The organism is Paenibacillus sp. MZ04-78.2 (assembly GCF_024213375.1).
GTDB lineage: Bacteria > Bacillota > Bacilli > Paenibacillales > NBRC-103111 > Paenibacillus_G.
Map to the genome: position 1 here is coordinate 1 of NZ_JANAVJ010000103.1, position 2,282 is coordinate 2,282.

Annotated in this window: 2 protein-coding genes and 1 riboswitch; both genes read left to right on the forward strand. The window is 42.6% G+C overall.

The window, feature by feature from the left end; all coding sequences use genetic code 11:
• On the forward strand, positions 1-494 hold a 494-nt coding region (locus tag NLX71_RS26170), incomplete at its 5' end, for a M14 family metallopeptidase (protein WP_483874634.1).
• A 366-nt stretch (positions 495-860) separates the two neighbouring features.
• Positions 861-946: riboswitch (cyclic di-GMP riboswitch) on the forward strand.
• 85 nt (positions 947-1,031) lie between these two features.
• Positions 1,032-1,739, forward strand: coding sequence for a response regulator (locus NLX71_RS26175; protein ID WP_254366742.1), 708 nt, complete (start codon positions 1,032-1,034; stop codon positions 1,737-1,739).
• Positions 1,740-2,282 lie beyond the last annotated feature (543 nt).

Below are 2,282 nucleotides of genomic sequence, written 5' to 3' on the forward strand. Positions count from 1 at the left end.
CCTCCCGTTCAAGATACCTTCATTTTCTCATGAGCTTGAGGTTCTTGAAAGGTGGTGAGTATTTGACGCTCACTTTATTTCGGTTAGCGGCGGAATTCCAACCAGCATGGTATATTGATCTACACGAGGCTAGGGGATTCTCTAAAGTAAACCCAAAGGTTCTAGGGCAAACATTGATTACGAATCCTAAAAGTGGAGCAATACCTTTGGTAAAACAAATTGTTGCTCATATGAATCGTTCCATTGCTAAAAAATCAACCCATTTTTCCGTTCGTATACGTAAATTGCCTGGTTCGGGTCGTACCGCCGCGCATCGCTTATTAAACTCAAAAGCAATTACCGTGGAGACGAGTTGTAATTTACCTATTTCTGTTCGAGTTAATTACCAAATAAAAATCTTGCGATATATATTAAATGAAACAGGCTTGATTAAAGACAACGATTTTGTCGGTCATAACAATGTAGAGGGGCTGTCCCAAACCACCATGGCCTAGCGGCCACCACTATAAATGAAAATGTACTTGGCCTGTGAAACTGATTGATATCAACTTTTTTTGCTGTCGTCGGCAACTTCTCTGATGCGTTTCTGGCATTGCTCGATCAACGCGGGGAATGCTTCCTGCTTTCATTCCACTCGCTTTTTCACATTAGTGTGAGCAGAAGCATCTTTAACAATGCTGATCGGGCTCGATGATCGGAATTTCCAAATAGACATTCTTGCATAAGATCCTAGATCATTCGATCCACTTTTATGAAAACGTGGAGCATCGCTTTTGGCATAAAACCTGACCGATAACGAAAGACGATCAAAGCTTCAAGAAATATGGTAAAATAAATTAATTCAAATATGTCGAATAGACTAGGAAAAAAGGCAAACCTGATCGAAAGACAGGGACGCAAAGCCACGGGTCTTCTGCACTAGTGCAATGATCGCCGGGTTACCCTCTCAAACAACACCAAGATGACATGCAGGCACGCCAGTGAGAGGGCGTGTCTTTTTGTCATTTGAAAATAAAAAGAGGTGATCGATTATGAACAAACAATCAAGCTTTTCTGTAGAGATAATAGATTTGATCCATAGGAAGAACGGGAGTATTAAAGTACTATTGGCGGATAGTGACCATGCTTGGCAAAAGCGACTCGCTATGTTGATTGAATCCGAGCCAGATATTAATTTATCTAACATCGTTTCGACAAAAGAAGAAGCGATTCGAGCGAGTGTACAATTAGACGTAGACGTCATGATCTTGGAAATGATTTTGAATTCGCCCAAACGAGACGGGTTGGACGCAGTAGCGGAAATTCTGAGAAATAAGGCGTTACCAATTATTGTCCTTACTTCGCTAAACGACCCGGAAGTCATGGTCGAGGCGGTTGTAGCCGGAGCGGTCAATTATATTACAAAGACCAACTATATGGACATACCGGTTGCAATCAGGGAAGCGCACCGCCGTCAGTCCTCTCTCCATGCGGATGTCGCGACGATAATCCGTAGTGAGATCGAGCTTATAAAGCGAAAAGAATTGCATTGCATGCTTACGCCTACAGAAAAAGAAATTCTGCAACTCATCGGTTTGGGCTATCGACAGTCGATTATCAGAGAATTACTAGGAATTACCTCGAATACAATGAAATCGCATGTTCGGCATATCACTCGTAAATTCGACACCCGATCCATTCGAGAAGCTGCTGAGAAGGCGAAACGAAGAGGTCTGTATGATCAGCACTATGCTACGTGATTTAATGGGACTGAAATTGAAACAAGCTTTGGGAAAATTCGGGGATTTTCGACAAAAATATCATGGCAGAGGGTGACAAAAAGATCACCCTCCCCATTCGAACTAATAATAGGTAAAATGAAGGGGTAATCTAAGGAAAAATAGGAATATTATCCCGTACCAAAGGAGGTGGAGAGAAAAAAGATGAATGCTGGAGATTGTTGTCGTGAATCGGAGTCTGAAGTAAATCAAAATGGGACAGGCTCTCGTAAAATGAAGAGGATGGTGCCTTTAACTTACGTAATTATGCGGCTGTCCCCAATATAACCCGCATTTCGCATGTCAGTAAATGAAAATGAATAATAACAACCGCTGATGCGGTTCAAGAGAAATTGTTTTGGGCTTGGAGGGAGAATGGTTGCCTAAATTCGACATCATTCTCCCTCTTTCGACAGCGGATTATCATACGGTGTCTGTATGGACTTACCGGCTTGTGATTTCGACAGGATTCGCGGTGTAGATGGTCATGTCGTACCCCGCCATTTCTACCACCCGGCAGGCAAG

Coding starts and splice junctions, on each gene's coding strand:
- NLX71_RS26175 (WP_254366742.1), top strand. CDS start 1,032: ATGAACAAACAATCAAGCTTTTCTGTAGAGATAATAGATTTGATCCAT.